This window comes from Rhizobium sp. RHZ02 (assembly GCF_014851575.1).
GTDB classification, from domain to species: Bacteria; Pseudomonadota; Alphaproteobacteria; order Rhizobiales; family Rhizobiaceae; genus Rhizobium; species Rhizobium altiplani.
Map to the genome: position 1 here is coordinate 285,606 of NZ_JACUZX010000002.1, position 20,736 is coordinate 306,341.

Sequence of the window (20,736 nt, forward strand, 5' to 3'; positions counted from 1 at the left end):
CGCGCTGAAACCGTTAGTTTATGCAGGTCTGCGAACTACGCCATGAAGGCGCCGCGTTTCCGCAGCATTCGAATTGCATAAAGGAGACATAGATGAACAACTCCGATTCCATCTTGGATCGCATCTCGCTGAGCCGGCGCCATCTTCTCGGCTCGCTGGCCGCCGCTGCGGCATCTGCGATTCCGATTGCTGCCTATGCGCAAGCGGCATCCGCTGCTTCAGGTGCCAGCACCGCGCAGGCGATCGCGGATCACTTTTCGAGCGTCGCTACGATGCAGGGCGAATTCGTTCAATTCGGCCCGCGTGGCGAGCAGACCGGCGGAAAGTTCTACATTCAGCGCCCCGGCAAACTGCGCTTCAACTATGACAATCCGTCACCGATCCGTGTCATCGCGGACGGCAAGAACGTTGCTGTTGGAAATATGAAGCTCAAGACGTGGGATCTCTACCCATTGTCGAAGACGCCGCTCAGCCTGCTGCTGGCGCAACGGATCGATCTCTCGGCCGGCTCGGTGAAGAGCGTGAAGCAGGAGTCCGACCTGACGACGATCGCCCTTGGCAACAACACGATCTTCGGTAACTCGACAATTACGATGATGTTCGACCCGAAGACCTACGATCTCCGCCAGTGGACGATTACCGACAACCAAGGCAAGGACACCTCGGTGATGGTGTTCAACGTCAAGACGGGCGTCCAGTTCGACGACAAGGTGTTCAGGGTGCCCTATGAAGTGATCCCGGGAACGGCCGCTTACCGAGATTGATTTCAGCTGTTTTATGAGAAGAACGCCTCGCGATCTCGCGGGGCGTTTTTCTTTGCGCGTATCCGTTCCATCGGCAAAGCCTTTGCTCTAAAGCCAGTTCGTCCGGTTTTGAAAGGCAAAGATGGAATGAGCTTCTCGGTTACGACGTGGAATATCAACTCTCTGCGGCTGCGCATGCCGATCGTCGAGCAATTCGTCCTCAAACATAAGCCGGACATCCTTTGCTTCCAGGAAACGAAGGTTCCGAACGACTTGTTTCCTGCCTCGCCGTTGCGCGCGATGGGCTACGAACACATCATCATCCACGGCCAGAAGGGCTATCATGGCGTTGCGATTGCATCGCGCGTTCCATTGGTCGAGGACCACCGGCAGGACTATTGCAACGTCGGTGACGCGCGGCACATCTCGGCCATCTTCGAGCGCGGTAGCCGGCGCATTCGCCTGCATAACTTCTACGTGCCGGCCGGAGGCGACGAACCGGATCGGGAGATCAATCCGAAGTTCGGCCACAAGCTCGATTTCATCGAGGAAATGAAGCAGCTCAAGGCAAATGGCGAGGCGAATACATCCTCAATCCTTGTCGGCGACCTCAACATCGCTCCGCTTGAGCAGGACGTCTGGTCCCACAAGCAGTTGCTGAAGATCGTCAGCCACACGCCCGTGGAGACGGAAGGCCTTCTCCAGGTGATGCAGCGCGGCGCCTGGCTCGACCTTATGCGGCAGCACGTGCCTGAGAACGAAAAGCTCTATACCTGGTGGAGCTATCGCGCCAAGGACTGGGAAGCGGCCGATCGCGGCCGCCGCCTTGACCACATCTGGAGCTCAAAGGATCTTGGGCCACACCTGCAGCGCATCGACATCCTGAAGGAAGCGCGCGGCTGGGAGCGGCCGTCCGACCACGTGCCTGTCACGGCGCACTTCAATCTCTGATCTGTCAGACAAAGCGGTGAAGCTGGGCCGCGGCTCTGGCCGCAAGCTCGGCAATATTGTCGCGGATACGGCTCTCGATCAACCGGGCTGCATCCGGATACTCCTCGATCAACCGATGGAAGAGTGAGCGCGTGATGCGGATGATGCTCGTGTCTTCCGTTGCAACGGCCGTAAACTTGCGCTCGACCAAGGTGATCAGGGCAAGTTCGGATAGAAGCGTGCCGGGTCCGACGGTGTTCTGGATCTCGGGCTGACCGTCGCGACCGGTGCGGCTGAGTTCGACATTGCCGCTGAGGATCACATAGGCGCTTTCTGCCGGCGAGCCCTCGCGGAAGAGCATCTGGCCGGCCGACATGACGCGGCGATCCGCACCAAAGGCGATCAGACGCAGCTGATCCTCGGACATGCCGTGGAACAGCGGCAGCTGCGACAGTAGCCTGATGTCGTCGTTTAGGGCCATGCTACGGTATGATCTTGTAGCCGCCGTTTTCCGTTACCAGAATCTCGGCGTTGGAGGGATCGCGTTCGATCTTCTGGCGGAGACGGTAAACGTGGGTTTCCAGGGTGTGTGTCGTCACCCCCGAATTGTAACCCCACACCTCTTCCAGCAGCACGTCACGGGTGACGACCTTTTGCTCCGCGCGATAGAGGTAGCGAATGATCGCGGCTTCCTTTTCGGTCAGACGGATCTTCTGCCCGCTGTCCATCGTCAGGAGCTTCTGGCTCGGCTTGAAGACATAGGGGCCGACATTGAAGGTGGCGTCCTCGCTCTGCTCGTGCTGCCGGAGCTGCACGCGGATGCGGGCAAGCAGGACGGCAAAGCGGAAGGGCTTCGCGATGTAGTCGTTAGCGCCAGCCTCCAAGCCCAGGATCGTATCCGAGTCCGTGTCATGGCCGGTCAGCATGATGATCGGGGCTTTCAAGCCGCCCTTGCGCAGCAGCTTCACGGCTTCGCGGCCGTCCATGTCAGGCAGGCCCACATCCATGATCAACAGGTCGATCGGCGTTGATCGCGCGCGCTCGACACCCTTGGCCGCTGTCGTTTCCTGGAGGACCGTGAATTCGTCATAGAGCGAAAGCTGCTCCGTGAGTGTCTCGCGGAGGTCGTCATCATCATCCACCAAGAGAATGGTGCGTGCGGTCATGCGGCTCTTTCCCTCGCCTACGGTCCCTCACTCCTACGCCAATTTTCCGGCATTGGCAAAGATCGGGCGACCGAGCTGTTGTCGTATACGATGCTATGTGATTTCAATCACAATCCTAGCAATCGCAAACACATGTGAGAAAAATGGAGAAAACAAGGCGTCCGACGCGGATAAAGTCGACGACCCTCCTCGTTCGTCCTGCGCCCGGCTAAAAAAGCAGGGCTTTGATCCAGTTCGGCGCCCTCAGGGTGCCTGCAGCGATCGGTCGTTCAGGCCGAACGGTTCTCAAGCGCGAGGGAGATGGCGCCACCCCAATCGCCTCGATGAAGCTGCTTTCCGGCTTCCGCCGTGGCGACCGGCCCACACATCTGGAGACGCCGCTTGCAATTCGCCGCATCCGTGAGGATATGCTCTGGTGCGACCAGCCGGACGACGCCAATTACAATCGCCTGGTCCGGGCGCCCTTCGGCCGCAGCCATGAGGAGATGAAGCGCAAGGACGGCCTCTACGACATCTGCCTCGTGCTCGACTGGAACGTCACGGCTCGGGCGCGCAATCGGGGCTCCGCGATTTTCTTCCATCTGATCAGGCCGGGTTACGAGCCGACCGCCGGCTGCGTCGCCGTTCATCCGCGCGATATGCAGCGTCTTCTGCCCTTCATGCGCAGAGGCAATGTCGTTCGTGTTCTTTGACGCTCGGGGGTGATAAACCAGTCCCGCTTACCTATATGCCCTTTCGACCGGCGCACGGCTGAAATGCGCGCAGGGAAATCCGCAAGAAGCGGATTCAATCATGCCCCGTCCAATTCTTCAAAATTACGGAGACATATTGTGGCACAGCAACCCATCATCACTTTCCATGACGGACATTCCATTCCCCAGGTCGGTCTCGGCGTGTGGCAGACGCCCCAGGAGATTGCGGCACCGACGGTGCGCACGGCCATTGCCGCCGGCTATCGCCACATCGACACGGCGTCCGGCTACGACAACGAGGAAGGCGTCGGCGAGGGCATCCGCTCGTCCGGCCTCGATCGCAAGGACATTTTCGTCACCACCAAGCTCCGCAACACCGACCAGGGCTACGACGCGACCATGCGCGCCTTCGAAGGCAGCCTGAGGAAGCTCGGTACTGATTATGTCGATCTCTACCTCATCCACTGGCCGTCGCCGCAGCGTGGGCTCTATCGCGAAACCTGGAAGGCCTTCGTGAAGATCCGGGAAGAGGGCCGCGCTCGTTCGATCGGCGTTTCCAACTTCTATCCCGACCATCTCGAACAGATCATCGGCGATACAGGTGTCGTCCCTGTCATCAACCAGATCGAGCTGCATCCGGATTTCCAGCAGCGGGCGGCGCAGGAAGCGCACAAGAAGCTGAACATTGCCACCGAATCCTGGAGCCCGCTCGGTCAGGGCAAGTTGATCGCCGATGCGACGATTGGCGAGATCGCCAGGAAGCACGGAAAGACACCCGCGCAGGTCATCATCCGTTGGCACATCGACAGCGGTCTCGTCGTCATTCCGAAGTCGGTGACGCCGTCGCGCATTGAGGAGAATTTCAAGGTCTTCGATTTCAAGCTGGATGCTGCCGACATGGCGGCGATTGCCAAGCTTGACGACAAGAGCGCCCGCATGGGGCCGGATCCGTACACGGCCAATTTCTGATCTGAACTTTGCGCTCCCTCCTCTTTATGCGGGGAGGAGGGAGACGCAGTTTTCACTCAGGCGAGCGAACGCGGCGTGACGAACCGCTCCAGCGTGCCGCTCTTTGGCTTTAGCCCTTTCCAGCGATCCACATCGAACTCGATGACGGCAAGTGCGGCTGTCGGGAATTTCTCCCTGATGCCAACACATGCCTCCGGGTCGCCTGCACCGATCAGGCCATCCGCAAGATCCTGAAAACCGGGATTGTGTCCGATCAGCATGAGGGTCCGGACCGATGGATCGATCGACTGTACGACGGCAGCGATCTTCGCCGCAGAGGCTTCGTACAAGTCCTCCGAATCTTGCTTTGCGATCGAGGGCGGCAGCTTTTTGGCGACGAGTTTCCAGGTCTGCTGCGTGCGGCGCGCGGACGATACAAGCACGAGATCGGGAATAAGCTTTTCACGCGCGAGGTAGCGGCCCATCAATGGCGCTGTCTTTTCTCCACGGCCGGCCAGCGGGCGGTCGTGGTCGGCCACGTCCTCCGGCCATGCGGATTTGGCGTGACGAAGAAGAAGCAGGCGTCGTTTGGTGGAGGGTTTTGCGGCGCTCATATGCTCACCTGAAAGGAGCCAGGGGGTCGAACGCGGCGATTGTCGCACCGAATACGTCCGGTGTCTGCTGAGATAGCCTCCCCCTCGTTTCCGAAGGGGAGGCCTTTATGCTTAGTTCCACTCGCGGATATCGACGAAGTGGCCGGCGATCGCCGCTGCGGCGGCCATCGCTGGAGACACCAGGTGCGTACGACCCTTGAAGCCCTGGCGGCCTTCGAAGTTGCGGTTCGAGGTCGAGGCGCAACGTTCGCCGGGCTTCAGGCGGTCGTCGTTCATGGCGAGGCACATGGAGCAGCCGGGCTCGCGCCAGTCAAAGCCGGCCGCCTTGAAGATCTTGTCGAGGCCTTCCTTCTCCGCTTGCTCCTTCACGAGGCCGGAGCCCGGAACGATCATGGCGTTGACGGTCGAGGCAACGGTCTTGCCCTCGACGACCTTGGCAACAGCGCGCAGGTCTTCGATGCGGCCGTTCGTGCAGGAGCCGATGAAGACGCGGTCGATGTTGATCTCGGTGATCGGGGTGCCGGGCTTCAGGCCCATGTAATCAAGCGCACGCCACTTGGAAGCGCGCTTCGTCTCTTCGGGGATTTCATCAGGGTTCGGAACGACGCCCTGAACGGAAATGACGTCCTCCGGCGAAGAGCCCCAGGATACGATTGGCGGCAGTTCGGCGGCGTTGAGCTTCACGACGCGGTCGAAATGCGCGCCTTCGTCCGACTTCAGGGTCTTCCAGTAAGCGATTGCCTGTTCCAGCGCCTCGCCCTTCGGCGCGCGCGGCTTGCCCTTGATGTACTCGAAGGTGGTCTCATCGGGCGCGATCAGGCCGGCGCGGGCGCCGCCTTCGATCGACATGTTGCAGATCGTCATGCGGCCTTCCATCGACAGCGCGCGAATGGCTTCGCCGGCGTATTCGATGACGTAGCCGGTGCCGCCGGCGGTGCCGATTTCACCGATGATGGCGAGAACGATATCCTTGGCGGTGACGCCAGCCGGCAGTACGCCGTCGACCTGCACCAGCATGTTCTTCGCCTTCTTCTGGATCAGCGTCTGGGTGGCGAGCACGTGCTCGACCTCAGACGTGCCGATGCCATGGGCGAGCGAGCCGAAGGCGCCATGCGTCGAGGTGTGGCTGTCGCCGCAGACAATCGTCATGCCGGGCAGGGTGAAGCCCTGTTCCGGTCCGATGATGTGGACGATGCCCTGGCGCTTGTCGTTTTCCGAGTAGTACTCGACATTGAATTCGGCGGCGTTGATGGCGAGTTGCTCGACCTGGATACGGCTCTCTTCGTTCTTGATGCCGAGATGGCGATCAGGTGACGTCGGGACGTTGTGGTCGACCACAGCCAGCGTCTTTTCCGGCGCGCGAACCTTGCGGCCAGTCATGCGCAGGCCTTCGAAGGCCTGCGGCGAGGTGACTTCGTGGACCAGGTGGCGGTCGATGTAGAGAAGACAGGTGCCGTCGTCCTGCTGATCGACCAGGTGGTCGTCCCAGATCTTGTCGTAAAGGGTACGCGGTGCGCTCATGGCGGTAGGTCCGTTCTTGGATGCGTATGGAAAAATGGAGTTGGTGGCGGTGAGGCCCGCCGGGCCGTCATTCGATCAACGAAGTCGGCTGTTGAGTGCACCGGAAACGGCCGCAAAGAAACGTGCCGGCAGGCGGTAGTGATCCTGCAGCACGAAAATATGCGCCCCAATGCAACTGAACTTGGATTCCATGCGCTGTCACATACCAATTTTTCGCGACGGCGGCAATTCGAATCATTCGGCCGCTAGCGCCGGTCTTTCCCGCGCATCCGTTTCTCCACCTGCCTCAGGGCAAGCGACAAACCGATCGTCAGGATGAGGTAGATATAGGTGACGATCGAATAGGTTTCAAAGAAGCGAAAGGAGCCGGAGGCATAGATCTTGCCCATCTGCGTGATGTCGGAGACACCGAGCACCGACACCAGCGACGAGTCCTTGACCATCGCTACGAAATCGTTCGACAGGGGCGGGAAGATCACCTTGATCGCCTGCGGAAAGACGACGAAGCGGAAGCGGTGATAGCGCGACAGGCCGAGCGCCTTGGCCGCCTCGATCTGGCCGTGGTCGACGGACTGAATGCCGGCGCGGAAGACTTCGGCGATGAAAGAGGAGTAGCCGATCATAAGGGCGATGATCGCTCGCCACATCAGCGAGAAGTCGCGCACCATCACTGGTTCGCTAAAGCCTGCCTGGATCAGCGGACTGGTCAGGAAGTTGTAGGCGGCGACGATGCCGGGGGCGCCGACGAAGGCGACATAGAAGAGCAGCACCAGCATCGGCACGCCGCGGATCACCTCGATGTAAAAACGCGAGATCTGGCGGAGCGCGACACTGTCGGACAATCCGAGCAACGCGACGCCGAGGCCGAGAAGGGTCGCCAGCGCAAAGCCCACCAGCGTCACGAAGATGGTAACGCCGACGCCATTGAAGACGGTGCGGAAGACCTGCGCATAGATGTCGTTGGCGATGATGACGACGGCAAGGACGATTCCGATCGCGACAAGGGCGACCAGCCACCAGGGGTAGTCGCCCTTCACATGCCCGCCAGGGGCTGGCTGCGGAGCCATCACGCGTTAACCGAAGACGGGATCATTCGCCCATCTTGTAGTCGAGGAACCACTTCTTGTTCAGCGCGTCGAAGGTGCCGTCGGCCTTCAGGCTTGCGATTGCGGCATTGACCGCGGCGACGAGATCGGAGCCCTTCGGGAAGATGAAACCGAAATCCTCCGTGCCGAGCGGGCCGCCAATGACCTTCAGGCCGCCGTTCGAGGCGTCGACATAGCCCTTGGCAGCGACGCTGTCGGTCAGCACCACGTCGACGTCGCCGGCCTTGAGCGCCTGGACGGTGGCGCCGAAGGTTTCGAAGAGCTTGACGCGCGGGTTTTGCTCGTTGCCGTCAAGGATTTCGTAGACGGCGGTGTAGAAAGGCGACGTGCCCGGCTGCGCGCCGACGAGGCCTTCATTGAAGGCGCCGAAGGTCTTTGCGTCGGTGAAGCGGCTTTCATCGCCGCGCACCAGCATGAACTGCTGCGAACGCATGTAGGGATCGGAAAAATCGACCTTGGCCTTGCGATCATCCTTGATGGTGATACCGGTCATGCCGATGTTGTACTGGTTGTCGGAGACCGCCTGGATCATCGCGTCCCAGCTGGTGTTCTGGTACTCGACCTTGAAATTCAGCCGCTTGGCGATCTCGTTCATCGCATCATATTCCCAGCCGATCGCCTTGCCCGACTTCGGATCGACGAACTGTAACGGCGGATAGGCGTTCTCGGTGACGACGACGACCGACTTGCCCTTGAGGTCGGGAAGGTCGGCGGCGAAGGCGGCCAGCGGCGACAGGACAAGGGCGGTCAGTCCTGCAAGGACAGTGCGACGGAACGGCATTAAATATCTCCCCGAAATATAGCTCGCGAAACCTGTCATAGTTGCGAAGCGGATGGCAAGAGAATTGCCGTATGTCGCCGTTCAAAATCAGAAAAGGCGGTCCAAAGACCGCCCTTCCATGCGAAGATTTTTGCGGGACAGATCGCAAATGTCGTCAGCGAGACGCGATACCATCCAGTTTCTCAATGGCTCCGGTGGGCAAGGTGATATCGGCGACCGCGAGGTTCTCCCTGAGGTGGAGACGTGACGAGGTGCCGGGTATGAGCAAGATATTCGGCGCGCGCTGCAGAAGCCACGCAAGAGCAACCTGCATCGGTGTTGCGTCAAGCTCCGCAGCGACATCCGACAGCGTGGACGATTGCAATGGCGAGAAGCCCCCGAGCGGAAAGAAAGGCACATAGGCTGTTCCTTCCGTCGCGAGCTGGTCGATCAGCGGATCATCCCCGCGATGCACAAGATTGTACTGGTTTTGAACGCAAACGATTTCGGTGATCTTTCTGCCATCCGCGACTTGCTTGGTGGTGACGTTGGAGAGGCCAACGTGTCTGACAAGGCCCTGGCGCTGAAGATCGGCGAGGACGGTGAGGGGTTCTTCCAGAGATCCCTCCGCCGGGCCATGGACATCAAATATGGCTCGCAGATTGACCACATCGATCACCTCGAGGCCCAGATTCTTGAGGTTGTCGTGAATTGCCAGCGTCAGCGCTTCTTTCGAGAAGGCCGGGTTCCACGACGCGTCTGGCCCACGCGTTGCTCCGATCTTCGTGACGATCACAAGATTATCCCGATAAGGATGCAGCGCCTCCCTGATGATCTGGTTGGTGATGTGCGGGCCGTAGAAGTCGCTGGTGTCGATGTGGTTGACGCCGCTTTCGACTGCTTCGCGCAACACAGCGATTGCCTCGGCGCGATCCTTCGGGGGTCCGAAGACGCCCTTGCCAGCAAGTTGCATGGCCCCGTAGCCAAGCCGCGCCACCGTGCTGTCGCCGAGTGTGAATGTGCCCGATTTTTCGAGATTGGACATGATCTGCTCCGTTTAAAGACAGGGCAGAAATAGGTCAGACCGGCTCTTGCGATAACGGCATGCATTCCGCACGGGCTGTTTGGAATTTCGGACAATGGCGGTGGGCGCGGCTGACGCGATCCGACCTGCCAGTGGCGCGCTAGCGAGCAACAAAAAAGGCGACCCGAAGGTCGCCTTCCCACAATCTCGAAGGATTGAAACTTATTCTGCTGCCGGTTCAGCCGCTGCGGCAGCTTCTGCTGCTGCCTTGGCTTCTGCAGCTTCCTGTGCTGCCTTTTCGGCTGCGAGCGCCTGAGCTGCTGCAACCTTTTCGGCTTCCAGGCGCGCCTTTTCCTCGGCAACTGCCTGACGCTCGGCGTCGTTGAGCTTGCGAGCGCGGGTGCCGGTGTTCTCGACGATACGAGCCGACTTGCCGCGACGATCGCGCAGGTAGTAGAGCTTCGCGCGACGGACCTTACCACGGCGAACGACTTCTACGCTTTCGATAGCAGGGGAGCAGACCGGGAATACGCGCTCGACGCCTTCGCCGTAGGAGATTTTGCGAACCGTGAAGTTCTCCTGCAGGCCGCCGCCGGAGCGAGCGATGCAAACGCCTTCGTAGGCCTGTACGCGGGTACGGTTGCCTTCCTTGACGCGGACGTTGACGCGAACGGTGTCGCCCGGGGAGAATTCCGGAAGCGTGCGCTGGGCTTCGATCTTGGCGACCTGTTCGGCCTCAAGCTGCTGAATGATATTCATGACTCAACCTCTTTGTTGGTTCAACAGCCAGAGCGCTCTGAACGATCTATCCTTGGTCGAGCCGCAGATATTTGCCGGTGAGGGCAGGAGCGAATTCGTCTGTTTTTCTTTACGTGGTTGATGGGAGTTTTCCCATTCCGGGCGTGCGCATACCGTATTGCGCAGGCTTTGTCACCCCTTTGGCCCGGAAATTTCGCAGCGCCGACCGCCAAACTGGGCTTTTGCCAGTGCTGCACGATATCAAGCCTGTGACTCATTTGATTAAATATTTGTCAAATGCACAACAGGGGAGCAGCATCGCCGGCGAGCCAGGCTCGTTTGCGGCTCTTGCCGCGGTTGCCGCGACATGGATCCCCTACTTTGCGGCTCTCTACCTGAATTTCTGCGATTTCTCGCGCTATACGAAGGACACCAAGACCTTGCGCAAGGGCAATCTCTGGGGCCTGCCGATCAACCTGCTCGCCTTCTGCCTCGTCGCGGGTGTCACAACGACGGCGGCATTCACCGTCTACGGCGAAGTACTGCTGCATCCGGAGGCGATCTCCGTGAAGTTCGACAGCTGGTTCTTGGCATTGCTTGCGGCGCTGACCTTCGCCGTTGCAACGCTCGGCATCAACGTGGTCGCCAACTTCGTCTCGCCGGCCTTCGATTTCTCGAATGTCTTCCCCCGCCAGATCAGCTTTAAGCGGGGCGGTTGGATTGCCGCCCTGATTGCGTTGGTGCTCTATCCGTTCGCGCCGTGGGAAACGGGTGCCGCGCACTTCGTCAACTTCATCGGTTCGACGATGGGCCCGATCTTCGGGATCATGATGGTCGACTACTATCTGATCCGGAAGGGTGAGCTGAACGTCGCGGATCTTTATCAGGAGTATGGCGAGTTCCGCTTCCAGAATGGCTGGCACACGAATGCCTTCATCGCCTTCGTGGTCGGCTCGCTATTCTCATCGATCCTGCCGACGTTCACGTCGATCTTGCCGGAATGGTGGGGGACCTATGGCTGGTTCTTCGGCGTCGGCATCGGCGGTGATGTCTACTACGCATTGCGCGCGAGCGCACGCGGCTCTGCGGTGGGCGCTACCAACTGACACCCAAAACTCGAATGCCCGGGATCGGCCGGGCATTTTTTATTCTTCCAGCAGATCCGGGCGTCGTTCCCGGGTCAGCTGCAACGCCTGCTCGCGGCGCCATTTCTCGATCGCGCCGTGATTGCCCGATGTGAGGATCGGCGGAATCTCGCGGCCCTCCCATTCCTGGGGACGGGTGTAGTGCGGATGCTCCAGCAGGCCGCCTTCGAAGCTCTCATGCAGTCCGGAAAGATCATTGCCCATGACGCCAGGCAGGATGCGGACGATCGCATCCAGTATGGTGAGTGCAGCCGGTTCGCCGCCCGACAGCACGTAGTCGCCGATCGAGACCTCTTCCAGCTCGCGCGCATCGATGACGCGCTGATCGACACCCTCAAAGCGACCGCAAACGATGATGACGCCATCGCCGGAAGCAAGCTCGCGTACGCGTTCCTGCGTCAGCGGTTTTCCGCGCGGGCTCATCAGCAGCCGGGGGCGGCTGTCGTTCTCGGAGGCGCTGTCGATGGCGCGGGCGAGAACGTCGGGCTTGAGCACCATGCCGGCGCCGCCGCCAGCGGGCGTATCATCGACGGTGCGGTGTTTGTCGGTGGCAAAGTCGCGGATCTGCAGGGTATCGAGCGACCATTGGCCACGCTCCATCGCCTTCCCGGCGAGGGAGTAGCCGAGATGGCCCGGAAACATTTCCGGATAGAGGGTCAGCACGGTCGCGCGAAACGCCATCGACGGCCTCACTTCTTCTTTTTCGGCTTGTCGGGCGTGAAGTTCGGTGCGTCATCCTCACTATCGACGAGGCCAGCGGCGAGCGGATCGATGGTGATCCTGCCGCTTTCAAGGTCGATGTCGAGAACCGAGGCTTCAGAGAAGGGGATCAATACCGGGCGCTTGCCGGGACCCTTGAGCTCCAGCAGATCGCCGGCGCCGAAGTCGAAAACGCCGGTCACGGTGCCATAGCTGACGCCCTGGTCGTCGAGCGCTTCCAGACCCTCGAGATCGGCGTAGAAGAATTCGTCTTCTTCCAGCTCCTCGTCCGGCAGGTTGTCGCGCTCGATGTAGAGCTCCAGTCCGTTCAGCGCCTCGGCGGCATTGCGGTCGTTGATGCCGCGGAATCGGACGACGACGACGTTCTTCATTTCCCGGATATCGAGAATCTCGAAGGTGCGGCCATCAAGGCTGTGCAGGTTGCCGTAGTCGCCGAGCGCGGTCGGATCGGCGGTATAGGCCTTAGCGCGTACTTCGCCGCGCAGGCCTTGGGCGCCACCGATCGTTGCCATCAGAACCGGATTTTCAAGCTTTGGCATGACGTCCTTCACATGAAGCCGCAAATCTGGGCTTCTCTTAAACGAAGTGCAGCGGAATGGAAACGAAAACGGGCGGCATGTCGCCATGCCGCCCGTTCGATAAGGGAAGGTTCCCGATTATTCTGCGGAAGCAGCAGCTTCAGCAGCGTCGGCGGCCTTCTGAGCCTTTTCAGCAGCGCGCTCCTGAGCCTTCTTGCCCGGCTTTGCCTTTTCCGGGTTGTTCTTGGCATCGCGCTTTGCGAGGCCGGCTTCGTTGAGGAAGCGCAGAACGCGATCGGTCGGCTGTGCGCCCTGATCGAGCCAGTGCTTGATGCGGTCGTTGTTCAGCGTGATGCGAGCGCCGTTGTCCTTGGCGAGCATCGGGTTCCAGGAACCGAGGTTCTCGAGGAAGCGGCCATCGCGCGGCGAACGGGCGTCGGCGAGAACGATGTGGTAGTACGGGCGCTTCTTGGAACCACCGCGTGCGAGACGAATTTTCAGTGCCATTTTCTTTACTCCTTGGACTTTTCTGGACCGCCTGATCCGGCGGTATGGTTCATTTTGCTGCGGCGCCGTTTTCGGCGTGGTCTGCAGCGATCTGCTCATGATGCCGGATGACTTCCTTGATGATGAAGTTCAGGAACTTCTCGGCGAAATCCGGATCCAGATTGGCATCCTTCGCCAGATGGCGGAGACGTTCGATCTGGTATTCTTCGCGCGCCGGATCGGCCGGCGGCAACTTGTACTTGGCCTTGAGAACGCCGACCTCTTTGGTGCAGCGGAAGCGTTCGGCCAGGATATGGACCAGCGCGGCGTCGATGTTGTCGATCGACTGGCGATAGTTCGAAAGTTGGGCTTTGATTTCAGGATCAATCATTGTCTACGCGACCCCTTCACTTCTTCTTGGGCAGGCCGGGAAGGCCTGGGAAACCACCGCCGAGACCCGGCAGCTTGGCGCCGCCCAGACCCGGCAAACCGCCACCGCCGAGGCCGGGCAGCCCGCCGCCCGGCTTTCCTAGACCGGCAGCTTCAGCTTGCTTCTGGAGCGCTTCGAGCTGCTTGGGGTCGATATTCGAAAGATCGGGCATGCCACCGCCAAGGCCACCAAGGCCCATCTTGCCGGCAAGGCCACCCATCATCTGCTTCATCAGGCCGCCCTTACCCTTGCCGCCCATCATCTTCATCATGTCCGCCATCTGGCGATGCATCTTCAGAAGCTTGTTGATGTCGGCGGCATCGGTGCCAGAGCCGGCGGCGATGCGCTTCTTGCGAGAGTGCTTGAGAATATCGGGGTTGGCGCGCTCGGCCTTGGTCATCGAGCCGATGATGGCGAGCTGACGGCCGAACAGGCTGTCGTTCAGACCGGCCGAGGCCATCTTGTCCTTCATCCCAGCCATGCCGGGCATCATGCTCATGATGCCGCCCATGCCACCCATCTTCTGCATCTGGCGCAGCTGGTCGGCGAGGTCGTTGAGATCGAACTTGCCCTTGGCCATCTTGGCGGCCATGGCAGCCGCCTTCTCGGCGTCGATGTTTTCAGCGGCGCGCTCGACGAGCGAAACGATATCGCCCATGCCGAGGATGCGGTCAGCAATACGGCGGGGATGGAACTCTTCGAGTTCGCCCATACGCTCGCCGACACCGATGAGCTTGATCGGCTTGCCTGTCACCGCGCGCATCGAAAGTGCTGCACCGCCACGGCCATCGCCGTCCATGCGGGTGAGCACGAGGCCGGTGATGCCGACGCGCTCGTCGAAGTTGCGCGCCAGGTTGACGGCGTCCTGACCGGTCAGCGAGTCCGCGACCAGCAGGATTTCATGCGGATTCGACTTCTTCTTGATGTCGGCCATTTCGACCATCAAGGGCTCGTCGATATGCGTGCGGCCGGCGGTGTCGAGGATGACGACGTCATGGCCACCGAGCCGGGCTGCTTGCACGGCGCGCGCGGCGATATCGGTCGGCGACTGGCCGGCAATAACGGGCAGCGTGTCGACACCAGTCTGGACACCAAGCTGGCGCAGCTGCTCCTGGGCGGCCGGACGTCGCGTATCAAGCGACGCTATCAGCACCTTCTTCTTCTCGCGGTCGGTGAGCCGTTTGGCGATCTTCGCGGTCGTCGTCGTCTTACCGGAGCCCTGCAGACCGACCATCATGATGACGACGGGGGCGGCCGCATGCAGGTCGACGCCGACGCCTTCGCCGCCGAGCATCTCGATCAGCTCGTCATGGACGATCTTGACGACCATCTGGCCGGGCTTGATCGACTTCAGGATCTCGGCGCCGACGGCCTTTTCGCGGACGCGATCGGTAAAGGAGCGCACGACATCGAGCGCCACGTCAGCCTCCAGAAGCGCGCGGCGAACCTCGCGCAGCGCTGCGGAAACATCGCTTTCCGAAAGCGCGCCACGGCCTGTCAGTCCATTCAGAATGGATCCAAGACGGTCCTGGAGGTTCTCAAACATCGGCTCTTCCTTGTGATTTCCTGAAGACGGAAACCTTGTGCTTTTCCTTGACGAAAACAAGACGCATAGCCAAAAAGCACCCGAGGGCGCATCGCGCTGTCGGGTGTGGACCTCCGGGATCTCTTTATACCTCTACGGGTCCCGGTCGGTGGCTCGAGTCTTGAAGCTCGTCGCAGATTGAGCGGCGGTAAACAGGAAAACGGACCGCGAGTCAAGGGAACGCCGAGAAAAGACGGCGTTTCGACCTTTCAAAAGCGCGCGCCCGATCCCAGATCTGCTTTCCCTGCAACGGAATCGCTTTGTATGCCTACGGCCAAAAGACGCAATCCCTACTATCAAGGGCCTGTCTCCGATCACTTCGACGGCACGCATTTCTTCAATCCGGATGGTATCGAGCCTCTCGGTTTTCGAGATCTGATGCGATGGCAGTTTGGCGGCAACCGCGATCGCTGGCCGAAGTCGGTTCCGAGCCCCTTCGTACCGGCCAAGCCGGATGCGCGCGTTGATGGCGACGATCTGCGGGTAACCATGGTCGGCCACGCGACGATGCTGGTGCAGGTCGCGGGGCTCAATATCCTGACAGATCCCGTATGGTCCGATCGGGCCAGCCCCTTCGCCTTCGCCGGACCGAAGCGCGTCGTGGCACCCGGTATCGCGTTCGACGACCTGCCGCCGATCGACCTCGTTCTCGTTTCGCATAACCACTACGATCATCTCGATGTCGCGACGCTCAGGCGGCTGCAGGCGAGGCATCGGCCGCATGTCGTAACGCCGCTTGGCAACGATACGATCATTCGTCGCGCCGTTCCCACCATGCAGGTGACGGCGATGGATTGGGGCGAGCGCATCCCGCTTGCCGGCATCCGCATCGATGCCGAGCCGGTGCATCATTGGTCGGCACGCGGCACCGGGGATCGTCGCATGGCGCTCTGGGCCGCCTTCGTCCTGTCAACGCCAGCCGGGAAGATCTACCATGTCGGGGATACGGGCTTTCATGGGGGCGTCAACTACAGGGCTGCCCAGCAGAAGCATGGTGCCTTTCGCCTCGCCGTCCTGCCTTTCGGAGCCTATGAACCGCGCTGGTTCATGAAGGGCCAACATCAGAATCCTGATGAAGCGGTGATGGGAATGGAGCTTGCCAATGCTGCCTATGTGGCCGGCCATCACTTTGCGACGTTCCAGCTGACCGACGAGGCAATCGAGACGCCGGTCAAGGCGCTAAAGGCAGCCTTGGCCGAGCGCGAAATACCGCAGGAGCGGTTCAGGCCGCTTAGAGCCGGCGAGGTATTCGACGTGCCAGCGGCATGATCAATGCGCGTGGGCTCCGGCACCATGCGCATTGATGATGGTGTCGGCCTCCTTGCCGTAGAGTTCTTCGAAATGATCGAAGGTCTTGGAGAAGTGGCCGATGCCCTGCGTTGCCGATCTGAGCGACCGGGCCAATTCATCAAGCACGCCGCCAGGCACGAGCGCTCGAAATATATCCCAGCCCTTCGCGTTCTCGTCCCGGTCGAAGCCGAGCACCTGTCCCTTGAGCGAGGAGACGAGCGTCACCATTCCGCCGGAATAGACCGAGGGGATATGGATCTCCACCCGCACCACAGGCTGCATGAGAACGGCGGAAGCTTGTGAAAGCGCTTGCTTGACGCCCATTTTCCCAGCGGTCCGGAAGGCGAAATCGGAGCTGTCGACCGAGTGATACTGACCGTCGGTCAGCACGACGTCGACATCGACGACCTGGAAGCCGAGCGGACCTTTCTCCATGGCTTCGCGGGCGCCGGCTTCAACAGCTGGGATGTAGTTTCGGGGCACGGTCCCGCCCTTGACGCTTTCGCCGAAGGTGAAGCCCTGGCCGCGCTCGTTCGGCCTGACGCTGAGTTGCACGTCTGCGAACTGTCCGGCGCCGCCCGTTTGCTTGCGGTGCCGGTAGCGCACATCCGAAGGTTTGGAAATGGTTTCTCGGTATACGGGGTTTGGTGCGCGTTCGGAAACTTCGACGCGGAAGACCTCCGACAGTGTTTTGCGGAGATCACGCAGATGGACCGGCCCCTGGGCGCAGATCAGCGCCGCGCCTGTGCCTTCCTCCTGCATCACCTTCAAGCCGCGATCGGTTTCCGCCAGTTTCGCCAGCGTCGCGGAAAGCTTGGTTTCGTCCCGTTCGCTGCCGGGAACGAGAATTCTTTCCAGCATCGGTGTCGGCGGTGTCGTCCAATCGGGCGGCTCGACGCTGGCTGTCAGCGTCAGCAGGGCAGTCGCTGGCAGATGGTCGGATTTGAGTGCGGCAAAGACGCTGCCAGCCTCCACGCTGCCACTGATTGGCTTTCCGTTGCCGGCCTCCTGCAGCGGACCCAGCGTGGCGCCGCCCAAGGGAGCGCCCTGCTTCAAGCCGTCGGCGAGCGCCCGCACCAGCACCGTCTTGCCGACATTAGCCTTGTGGTAGGCGTGGAAACTCACGGCAGAAAGGGCCGCTTCTTCCACACTTCCTGCGAGCCTCGACCGCAGTGCCGTTGCCGGCGGCGCTTCGTGGCGAAGGGCCTTCATCAGGCGCATGATGCCGTTGCTGTGCGAGGCTGAGCCGAACAGCACGGGGATAACCCGGTTCTCCTTGAGAATTCGCGAAGAGATCGTAAACAGCGTATCGCTTGCCGGCTCCCGGTCTTCGATGAGCTCCTCGAGAAGCCAGTCATCGAACTCCGAGAGCTGTTCCAGCATTTCGGCCCGCGCCTCGTGCTCCCGCTCGACGGCATCCTGCGGCAGCTCGATCAGCGCGGACGGCTGACCTTCCCGATAGCGCCAGGCGCGTTCGGAAATCAGGTCGCAGCTGCCGACGATCCGGTCGCCTTCGCGGATGGGTACTTGCCGCAGGACAAGCGGATGGTTGGAATAGGTCTGAAGTGCGGCAATGACATCGCGCAACCGGCCGCGCGGCTCGTCCATCCTGTTGATGAAAATCAGGCAGGGCGTGCCGGAGGCCTCGATGGCGCGCAGATAGGGTGCTGCCAGCACGGCTTCATCAGGCGTCGGCGATATGCAGAGGATACAGGCGTCGCTGACGAGCAGGGCATCCTGCGCCAGGGCCAGTGCCTCATTTGCCCCGGGAGTGTCGATCGCACACCACGCTTCGTCCTTGAAGTCAAATTCCGTCAGGCTTGATCCATATGGAGAGGCTGACTTTCTGGGCGTTCCCTCGAGCGAGGCCAGCTTTGCGACGAGTGTCGTTTTTCCCGTCTGCGAGGGCCCAAGTACGGTGACGCAGCGCATCGGCGATCCTCCCTGCCAAAAGCACCATCCCAGAGCAAGAATGCCCCGAAGCGGCGAAAAGCGCTAGATATCTGCACTCATTCTTAAATATGAGGTCACGGCATTTGCTCTCTGGCAATGTGTGGCTCATCCACCGCCAGTCAAGCCACTGGTAATTCCCCCGCATTTCCGCCATATACAGCCCAAACAGAGACGGACATGACACTATGAGCGCAACGGTCGAATTCGCGAAGATGAACGGGCTTGGCAACAAGATCCTGGTCGTCGACATGCGCGGCCGCACAGACAAGGTAGCGCCTGCGGCGGCAATCGCGCTGAATGCCGCTGACGACACACAGTTCGACCAGATCATGGCGATCCATGATCCAAAGGCAGCTGGCACAGATGCCTGGATCGATATTCTGAACTCCGACGGCTCGAAGGCGCAGGCCTGTGGCAACGGCACGCGCTGCGTTGTGCAGGCGCTTGCTTCGGAAACCGGCAAGAAGGTTTTCACATTCCAGACGGTGGCCGGCATCCTCAATGCCACCGAGCATGAAGACGGGACGATCTCCGTCGATATGGGCAAGCCGGTCTTCGACTGGGACAAGATCCCGCTTGCGGAAGAATTCCACGATACCAGCCGCATCGAGCTGCAAATCGGGCCGATCGACAATCCCGTGCTGCATTCGCCCTCGGTCGCTTCCATGGGCAATCCGCATGCGATCTTCTGGGTTGACCGTGATCCGATGTCGTTCGATCTCGGCCGCTTCGGGCCGCTTCTCGAAAACCATCCGATGTTTCCGGAGCGCGCCAATATCACGCTGGCGCAGGTGACTTCTCCGAACTCGATCACGACGCGCACCTGGGAACGGGGCGCGGGACTGACGCTCGCCTGCGGTTCGGCCGCTTGTGCGACGGCCGTTTCCGCCGCCCGCACCGGTCGGACAGGGCGCGAAGTCGCGGTGAAGGTTGCAAGCAGCCCCAATCAGGGCGTTCTGACGATCGAATGGCGCGAACGCGATGCTCACGTCATCATGACGGGCCCGGCTGAATGGGAATGGTCGGGCACGCTCGATCCGTCGACGGGTGCGTGGTCGCGCGATGCGGCGCCGGGAGCCGAAGCGCGGTGAGCGGCGTCGAGGTCATCACCTTCGGCTGTCGTCTCAATACCTACGAATCCGAAGTGATGCGGGCGGAGGCCGAGAAGGCCGGGCTCAATAATGCCATCCTCGTCAATACCTGTGCGGTTACCGGCGAAGCTGTGCGTCAGGCACGCCAGGCGATCCGACGTGCGCGGCGCGACAATCCTCACGCCCGCATCATCGTCACTGGCTGCGCGGCCCAGACGGAAAAAGAAACCTTCGCCGATATGGCCGAGGTCGATGCTGTCCTCGGCAACGAGGAGAAACTGAAGAGCGCTTCCTATCGCTCCCTGCCGGATTTCGGCGTTTCGGCGGAAGAGAAGCTGCGCGTCAACGACATTATGAGCGTGCGCCAGACGGCGCCGCAGATGGTCAAGCATATCGATGGTCATGTGCGGGCTTTCATCCAGGTCCAGAACGGCTGCGACCACCGCTGCACTTTCTGCATCATTCCCTATGGCCGCGGCAATTCGCGCTCCGTGCCGATGGGGGCGGTCGTCGACCAGGCGCGAAAGCTCGTCGAAACCGGCTACCGGGAGATCGTGCTGACCGGGGTCGATGCGACCAGCTATGGCGCTGACCTGCCCGGTGAGCCGACGCTCGGGCTGCTTGCCAAGACGCTGTTGAAGCAGGTGCCGGATATTCGCCGCCTGCGGCTTTCGTCGATCGACAGCATCGAAGCGGACAAGCATCTGTTGGACCTCATTGCCGACGAAGCGCGGTTCATGCCGCATCTCCACCTTTCGCTGCAGCATGGCGACGACATGATCCTGAAGCGGATGAAGCGTCGCCATTCGAGCGCGGATGCCCTAGCTTTCGTCAACGACGTGCGCCGTCTGCGGCCGCAGATGAGCTTCGGCGCGGACATGATCGCCGGCTTTCCAACCGAGAGCGAAGAAATGTTCGCCAATGCGGTGCGGCTGGCGGAAGAGGCCAATATCGCTCATCTCCACGTGTTCCCTTACAGCCCGCGGCCGGGGACACCTGCCGCGCGCATGCCGCAGCTCGATCGCGCGCTGGTCAAGGAGCGGGCAGCGCGACTGCGCGCCACTGGACATCGCCTGCATCAGTCCCATCTCGACGGAATGGTCGGAACGCAGCAATGGCTGCTGGTGGAAAACAACGGTTTGGCGCATACCGAGAACTTCACGCTTGTCGCAGCGGCGGGACTTGCGCCCCGAAGCTTCGTGCAGGCTGTCATCACCGGACACAACGGCAAACACCTCGACATGCAATTGACGGCCGCCGACGCGGCCTGAGTTTA

At 60.9% G+C, this 20,736-nt stretch carries 22 protein-coding genes; 8 read left to right on the forward strand and 14 right to left on the reverse strand.

The genetic code is table 11. From position 1 onward, the window contains the following. The first annotated feature begins 92 nt into the window (after window positions 1-92). A complete protein-coding gene (locus IB244_RS04200) occupies window positions 93-764 on the forward strand; it encodes an outer membrane lipoprotein carrier protein LolA (protein ID WP_025658123.1) in 672 nt (223 codons plus the stop codon). 126 nt (window positions 765-890) lie between these two features. Further along, entirely contained in the window at window positions 891-1,694 is an 804-nt protein-coding gene (locus IB244_RS04205) for an exodeoxyribonuclease III (RefSeq protein WP_018855836.1), read from the forward strand. 4 nt (window positions 1,695-1,698) lie between these two features. Here the strand turns inward: IB244_RS04205 and IB244_RS04210 are convergent, their stop codons facing one another. Then, window positions 1,699-2,154, reverse strand: a complete 456-nt coding sequence (locus IB244_RS04210) for a cyclic nucleotide-binding domain-containing protein (RefSeq protein WP_112655454.1) — start codon at window positions 2,152-2,154, stop codon at window positions 1,699-1,701. A 1-nt stretch (window position 2,155) separates the two neighbouring features. Then, a complete protein-coding gene (locus tag IB244_RS04215) occupies window positions 2,156-2,839 on the reverse strand; it encodes a response regulator transcription factor (protein WP_018855834.1) in 684 nt (227 codons plus the stop codon). Between the two features lie 224 nt (window positions 2,840-3,063). On the opposite strand from IB244_RS04215, the gene IB244_RS04220 reads away from it, so the two are divergent. Next, a complete protein-coding gene (locus IB244_RS04220) occupies window positions 3,064-3,531 on the forward strand; it encodes a L,D-transpeptidase (RefSeq protein ID WP_246734322.1) in 468 nt (155 codons plus the stop codon). Window positions 3,532-3,669: 138 nt separating this feature from the next. Continuing rightward, on the forward strand, window positions 3,670-4,500 hold the full coding sequence (locus tag IB244_RS04225) for an aldo/keto reductase (protein WP_169683148.1): 831 nt from the start codon (window positions 3,670-3,672) through the stop codon (window positions 4,498-4,500). A 56-nt stretch (window positions 4,501-4,556) separates the two neighbouring features. On the opposite strand, the gene IB244_RS04230 is transcribed toward IB244_RS04225, so the two are convergent. The 6 genes from IB244_RS04230 to rplS form a co-directional block, all read right to left on the reverse strand. After that, complete coding sequence (locus tag IB244_RS04230) at window positions 4,557-5,093, reverse strand: SixA phosphatase family protein (protein ID WP_025658126.1); 537 nt, start codon at window positions 5,091-5,093, stop codon at window positions 4,557-4,559. Between the two features lie 111 nt (window positions 5,094-5,204). Next, a complete protein-coding gene (leuC, locus tag IB244_RS04235) occupies window positions 5,205-6,614 on the reverse strand; it encodes a 3-isopropylmalate dehydratase large subunit (protein ID WP_018855831.1) in 1,410 nt (469 codons plus the stop codon). 245 nt (window positions 6,615-6,859) lie between these two features. Continuing rightward, complete coding sequence (locus IB244_RS04240; protein ID WP_026371599.1) at window positions 6,860-7,681, reverse strand: amino acid ABC transporter permease; 822 nt, start codon at window positions 7,679-7,681, stop codon at window positions 6,860-6,862. A gap of 22 nt (window positions 7,682-7,703) precedes the next feature. Next, entirely contained in the window at window positions 7,704-8,501 is a 798-nt protein-coding gene (locus IB244_RS04245) for a transporter substrate-binding domain-containing protein (protein WP_018855828.1), read from the reverse strand. Window positions 8,502-8,655: 154 nt separating this feature from the next. After that, window positions 8,656-9,525 carry an aldo/keto reductase family oxidoreductase gene (locus IB244_RS04250; RefSeq protein ID WP_018855827.1) on the reverse strand — a complete coding sequence of 290 codons (870 nt, stop codon included), beginning with the start codon at window positions 9,523-9,525 and terminating at the stop codon, window positions 8,656-8,658. Window positions 9,526-9,726: 201 nt separating this feature from the next. Beyond that, the gene (gene rplS, locus IB244_RS04255; RefSeq protein WP_018855826.1) at window positions 9,727-10,263 is read right to left on the reverse strand and encodes a 50S ribosomal protein L19; all 537 of its coding nucleotides are present in this window, start codon (window positions 10,261-10,263) and stop codon (window positions 9,727-9,729) included. 230 nt (window positions 10,264-10,493) lie between these two features. On the opposite strand from rplS, the gene IB244_RS04260 reads away from it, so the two are divergent. Next, a complete protein-coding gene (locus IB244_RS04260) occupies window positions 10,494-11,348 on the forward strand; it encodes a cytosine permease (protein ID WP_409564047.1) in 855 nt (284 codons plus the stop codon). A gap of 39 nt (window positions 11,349-11,387) precedes the next feature. Here the strand turns inward: IB244_RS04260 and trmD are convergent, their stop codons facing one another. The 5 genes from trmD to ffh form a co-directional block, all read right to left on the reverse strand. Continuing rightward, on the reverse strand, window positions 11,388-12,068 hold the full coding sequence (gene trmD / locus IB244_RS04265) for a tRNA (guanosine(37)-N1)-methyltransferase TrmD (RefSeq protein ID WP_018855824.1): 681 nt from the start codon (window positions 12,066-12,068) through the stop codon (window positions 11,388-11,390). Window positions 12,069-12,076: 8 nt separating this feature from the next. Further along, window positions 12,077-12,646 (reverse strand): ribosome maturation factor RimM, encoded by a 570-nt coding sequence (gene rimM / locus IB244_RS04270; RefSeq protein WP_018855823.1) that lies wholly within the window; start codon window positions 12,644-12,646, stop codon window positions 12,077-12,079. A gap of 117 nt (window positions 12,647-12,763) precedes the next feature. After that, window positions 12,764-13,132 carry a 30S ribosomal protein S16 gene (gene rpsP, locus IB244_RS04275; protein WP_018855822.1) on the reverse strand — a complete coding sequence of 123 codons (369 nt, stop codon included), beginning with the start codon at window positions 13,130-13,132 and terminating at the stop codon, window positions 12,764-12,766. 49 nt (window positions 13,133-13,181) lie between these two features. Further along, complete coding sequence (locus tag IB244_RS04280) at window positions 13,182-13,502, reverse strand: chorismate mutase (protein WP_016556656.1); 321 nt, start codon at window positions 13,500-13,502, stop codon at window positions 13,182-13,184. A gap of 16 nt (window positions 13,503-13,518) precedes the next feature. Then, window positions 13,519-15,087, reverse strand: coding sequence for a signal recognition particle protein (gene ffh, locus IB244_RS04285; protein WP_018855821.1), 1,569 nt, complete (start codon window positions 15,085-15,087; stop codon window positions 13,519-13,521). Between the two features lie 303 nt (window positions 15,088-15,390). On the opposite strand from ffh, the gene IB244_RS04290 reads away from it, so the two are divergent. Beyond that, window positions 15,391-16,395 carry an MBL fold metallo-hydrolase gene (locus IB244_RS04290; protein ID WP_113469723.1) on the forward strand — a complete coding sequence of 335 codons (1,005 nt, stop codon included), beginning with the start codon at window positions 15,391-15,393 and terminating at the stop codon, window positions 16,393-16,395. On the opposite strand, the gene IB244_RS04295 is transcribed toward IB244_RS04290, so the two are convergent. Continuing rightward, window positions 16,396-18,348, reverse strand: a complete 1,953-nt coding sequence (locus tag IB244_RS04295) for an elongation factor G (RefSeq protein ID WP_192303218.1) — start codon at window positions 18,346-18,348, stop codon at window positions 16,396-16,398. A gap of 206 nt (window positions 18,349-18,554) precedes the next feature. Between IB244_RS04295 and dapF the strand changes: the two genes are divergently transcribed. Together dapF and mtaB are read left to right on the forward strand one after the other, a co-directional pair. After that, window positions 18,555-19,460, forward strand: coding sequence for a diaminopimelate epimerase (dapF, locus tag IB244_RS04300; protein WP_018855818.1), 906 nt, complete (start codon window positions 18,555-18,557; stop codon window positions 19,458-19,460). After that, window positions 19,457-20,731 carry a tRNA (N(6)-L-threonylcarbamoyladenosine(37)-C(2))-methylthiotransferase MtaB gene (gene mtaB / locus IB244_RS04305; protein ID WP_018855817.1) on the forward strand — a complete coding sequence of 425 codons (1,275 nt, stop codon included), beginning with the start codon at window positions 19,457-19,459 and terminating at the stop codon, window positions 20,729-20,731. Before dapF ends, mtaB begins: the two co-directional genes overlap by 4 nt. The last annotated feature ends 5 nt before the right edge of the window (window positions 20,732-20,736 follow it).